The following is a 4065-nucleotide window of genomic DNA, read 5'->3' as shown; positions in this document are numbered from 1 at the left end:
CGCGTCAGGATCACCTTCAGCGTCGGCAGCTCGAGGTTCTGCGCCTCGTCGACGATCACGTACTCGTCGGTGATGGACCGGCCGCGCAGGTAGGTGATCGCCGCCATCTCGAGCTGACCGCGGTCGAGCAGGGCGTCCACCGCCGACTGCAGCTCCCGGTGACCGGTGGAGACCTGGTTCCCGGACGTGTCGTCGCCGCGGAACAGCGAATACAGGTTGTCGTGGACCGCCGCCATCCACGGCTGCAGCTTCTCGTCGAGGTCGCCCGGCAGGTAGCCGACCTCCTGGCGGCCCACCGCGACCAGCGGCCGGTAGACCGACAGCCGACGGTAGGCGTTGGCCTCGACGACCTGCTCCAGGCCGGTGGCGAGCGCGAGGAACGTCTTACCGGTACCGGCCATGCCCATCAGCGACACGCACGGCACGTCGGGGTCCATCAGCAGGTCGAGTGCGAAGGTCTGCCGGACGTCGCGCGGGCTGACGCCGAACACGCGCGGCCGCCCCCCGACCCGCTCCACCACCACCGGTCCGCCCGGCCCACACGACACCACGCGCGCCAGCCCGCTCGACGATGCCCCCGCCCGCAGCACGAGGCACTGGTTGATCCACGCCCGCGCCTCGGCCGCCACGTCGGGACCGAGCTCGAGCTTGCCATCACGGTGCAGCATGTCCAAGGCCGTCGAGTCGACGTCGAGCTCGGCGATGCCGGTGTAGCGCTCGTCGACCTCCACGGTGTCGGCCCGGTAATCCTCGACGGCCAGGCCGAGCTGGCTGCCCTTGATCCGCAGCGCGCTGTCCTTGGTCACCAGCGTGCCACCGAGCCCGACCGCGACCGACAGGATCCGGTTGTCGGGCTTGGCTGGGTCGAGATAGGGCGGTAGGGCGCTGTCGACGTGGTTGCCCTCGACGCGGATCGTGCCGGCCTGCGGCAGGTCCACCGCGTCACGCAGGCCGTTCGAGCTGCGGATCCGCAGCTCCTCGATCAGCCGTAGGGCCGTCCTGGCGTTGCGCCCCACCTCGTCCATGCGCGTCTTCTGACGGTCGAGCTCCTCCACCACCACCAGCGGGAGCACCACGTCGTGCTCATCGAAGCGGTACAGCGCGCGTGGATCCGCCAACAGCACGCAGGTGTCGAGCACGAACGTCGAGCCCATGACGCTTCCTCTCTCCGGACGGCCTACCGCTTTCGTTCTCCGAGTGCCACGGCCAAGACGCGCTCGACGGCAGATGGACCACCATCCCTCCCCCCGTGCGGCCTACGGTGGCGGCACGGCCGTGATCGCGACACACGTCGAACCCTTGAACGTCAGCACGAAGCGCGCTCCTTTCTTGAGATGCACGTCGCGGATGTCCAGCCCGTCGCGACCGGCCAGCGCGGCCATCAGCGACGGCACGATGTCACCGTGGGAGCAGAGGACGATGTCGCCTCCCGGGCTGTCGGCCACGACCTCGTCGACCAGCGCCAGCGCGCGACCACCCAGCCACGCCGATGCGACCCAGGTGTCGCCGGCGTCGAGCAGCGGCACCGACGGTGCCTCACCCAGCACCTCGGCCGGTTCGATGTCGAGACCGAGCCGGTCGGCGAGCGGCTCGACGGTCTGGACGCAGCGAAGGGACGGGCTGGTCAGGATGCGTACGACGGGTCGTGTCGCCAGCTCAACGGCGAGGCTCTTGGACTGCGCGGTGCCGACCTTCGTGAGCGGTCGCTCACGGTCCGACTTGCCCCACCACCGATCACGACTTTGCGCCTTCGCGTGGCGCACCAGCTGTATGGAGGTGTCCGCTTCCGTCATTGACGCCTCGCAGCATATCCGAGCGATGTGTGATCCGCGCCAGTTTCTGTCGGCGCAGCCCGTTCCACCAGCTGTTCGCGAAACCGGGGCCGACGAAGCTCGTGCCCGGCCGCGCCGATCGGGCGAGGGGGCTCAGCGGCCGTAGCGGCGCTGGCGGCCGGCGAAGTCGCGCAGTGCCCGCAGGAAGTCGATCTTGCGGAATGCGGGCCAGTAGGCGTCGGTGAAGTGGAACTCCGAGTGCGCGGATTGCCACAGCAGGAAGCCCGACAGCCGGATCTCGCCCGAGGTGCGGATGATCAGGTCCGGGTCCGGCGTGCCGGTCGTGTACAGGTGCGGGGCGAGCAGCTCGGGGCGCAGGCCGTCGATCACCTGCTGGAGGTCCTGGCCGGCGTCCAGCCGCTCCTGCAGCAACCCCCGCACCGCGTCGATGATCTCCTGCCGCCCGCCGTAGCCGACGGCGACCTGGACGTACAGCGCCGTGCCGTCGCTCGTCCGGTCGGCCGCGCGCTTGAGCGCGAGACGGAGCCGATCGGGCAGTGCGTCGAGCGCCCCGACCGGGGTGATGCGGAACCCGCGGGCGCGGTTGCGCTCATCCTCGGCCAGCGTCGTCACGGTGTCGGCGATGATCGTCGCGAGCTCCGCCAGCTCATCGGCGTCCCGGCTGAAGTTCTCGGTCGACAGCAGCCACAGCGTCACGTAGTCGACGCCGAACTCGTGGCACCAGTCCAGCATGTGCTGAATCTTGTCCGCCCCCATGCGGTGCCCGTCGGCGATCGTCGACAGGCCGCGTTCGCGCGCGTACCGGCGGTTGCCGTCGAGGATCACGCCGACGTGGCGTGGCATGGCATCAGACGGCAACGACGCCGCGAGGCGTCGTTCGTAGAGCCGGTAGAGCAGATTGCGAACCACTGCCCGACGAGTGTACGGCGCGCCCTGCACCGGAGCCCGGGGCGTCCGCAACAGGTGCAACGGACCGCGCCGGCGGCCATCGTGGCCAGGTGCACGTGCCGCGCCGACGGCCTGACCGACACACGGGACGCCGTCGACGGCCATGCGGACCGTGTCGGTCCGGGCGGGTTCCTCGGCGGCGCAGTCGTCCACCACGGATCGGCAGGGGCTACGATCATGCACCGGGCTGGCAGCCAAGCTCGGCGCCGGCTGAGCGGGCGCGGTCAGTCGGTCAGCACCGCACCGTCGGCCAGGTCGACAACGAGCGGCGCGTGGTCCGACGGCTTCGTGCCGGGCACCTTGGTCGGCTTGCGGTACGGCCGTTCGACGCTGCTGGCGACCAGGTGCGCGGCCAGTGGCTCACTGAGCAGCGCCAGGTCGATGCGCAGCCCGAACCCCTTGTGGAAGTGGCCGGCCCGGTAGTCCCACCAGGTGAACCCGGGCTCGTCGGGGTGCAGCGTGCGGAACGCATCGACGAACCCGGTCCCGAGCACCGCGCGCAGACGGGCACGTTCGTCCTCGGTGATGTGCGTCGCACCGTGCACGGCGGTCGTGTCCCACACGTCGAGATCCGCGGGGCACACGTTCAGGTCGCCCGCGATGACGGCTGGGCCACCGGCGAGCTGGGCGGCCCGCTCGCGCATCGCCTCGAGGAACGTGAGCTTCTCGGCGAAGGCGGGGCTGTCCAGCGCCTGGCCGTTGGGGACGTAGGTGGAGACCACCCGGACCCCGCCTACGGTCGCCTCGATCCACCGCGCCTCGTGCGGCGCCGGCTCACCGGGCAGCCCGGCTGTGACGTCGTTGACTCCGAGGTCGGCGCGCGCAACGACGGCGACGCCCGCCCACCGGCCACCCGAGTGGTCGGCGGCGAGGAAGCCCGCCTGCTCGAACGCCTCGTCGGGGAACGCATCGGGTGCGCACTTGGTCTCCTGCAGGCACACCACGTCGGGCTTGTGCTCGTCGAGCAGCGCCAGGATCCGCGTCAGTCGCGTGCTGATGGAGTTGACGTTGTAGCTGATCAGGCGCATCGCATGCCTCCCGGCGCTCATCGGGTGTGGGGACCGCGCCGGACGTCTCCCACCGGCAGCTTAGTCACGCAGCCCGCCGGCTCGCTGCGCTCCTTCCGGACCCGACGTGCTCACGCAGCTCGCGCTTCAATTACCTGGTCACGCCGCTCGCAGGCGTCCTAGGTGGCTGGTGCTCATCGGGCTGATTTCGTCTGTCGGCTGTTGATTTGGGAGCGTGACTTGGTGGTGGCGGTGAGTCGACTGCAGCCGCGGAACCCGGGCGTGGTGTTGCGGTGTCGCCGGGCGGTCGGGTCGGG

At 70.5% G+C, this 4065-nt stretch carries 4 protein-coding genes; all 4 read right to left on the bottom strand.

From position 1 onward, the window contains the following. Positions 1–1154 (bottom strand): PhoH family protein (locus tag VK923_13890; GenBank protein ID HSJ45767.1); only part of this gene is annotated, 1154 nt, incomplete at its 3' end. A gap of 102 nt (positions 1155–1256) precedes the next feature. Next, a complete protein-coding gene (locus tag VK923_13885) occupies positions 1257–1793 on the bottom strand; it encodes a phosphoglycerate mutase family protein (protein HSJ45766.1) in 537 nt (178 codons plus the stop codon). Between the two features lie 132 nt (positions 1794–1925). Continuing rightward, positions 1926–2702, bottom strand: a complete 777-nt coding sequence (gene uppS / locus VK923_13880) for a polyprenyl diphosphate synthase (protein HSJ45765.1) — start codon at positions 2700–2702, stop codon at positions 1926–1928. Positions 2703–2965: 263 nt separating this feature from the next. Beyond that, positions 2966–3769, bottom strand: a complete 804-nt coding sequence (locus VK923_13875; protein ID HSJ45764.1) for an exodeoxyribonuclease III — start codon at positions 3767–3769, stop codon at positions 2966–2968. Positions 3770–4065 lie beyond the last annotated feature (296 nt).

It is taken from the genome of Euzebyales bacterium, from assembly GCA_035461305.1.
Lineage (GTDB): Bacteria > Actinomycetota > Nitriliruptoria > Euzebyales > JAHELV01 > JAHELV01.
This window is presented reverse-complemented; position numbering and strand designations above follow the sequence as displayed.